The organism is Pseudomonas sp. 2995-1, assembly GCF_002742505.1.
GTDB classification, from domain to species: Bacteria; Pseudomonadota; Gammaproteobacteria; order Pseudomonadales; family Pseudomonadaceae; genus Aquipseudomonas; species Aquipseudomonas sivasensis.
This window is the reverse complement of record NZ_LJSA01000635.1, coordinates 1-263: the sequence shown is the minus strand read 5'-3', so window position 1 is coordinate 263 and position 263 is coordinate 1. Positions and strand designations below refer to the sequence as shown.

At 38.0% G+C, this 263-nt stretch carries 1 protein-coding gene; it reads left to right on the top strand.

The annotated features are described in order from the left end of the window. Positions 1–263, top strand: a 263-nt coding sequence (thyA, locus tag AOA61_RS30150; RefSeq protein WP_256583515.1) for a thymidylate synthase, incomplete at both ends; no start/stop codon positions are given.

Genomic DNA, 263 nt, shown 5'->3' with positions numbered 1-263 from the left:
TTGCAGCACATTTTAGATAATGGAACGGAAAAAGAAGATCGTACAGGCACTGGAACTATCAGTACATTCGGCTATCAAATGCGTTTTGATTTAAATGAAGGATTCCCTGTAGTGACAACGAAAAAATTGGCTTTGAGAGCCATTATTCATGAGCTCCTGTGGTTTATCAAGGGTGATACTAATATTGGATACTTAAAGGATAATAATGTTCGGATCTGGAATGAGTGGGCTGATGAAAATGGAGATTTAGGTCCTGTTTATGG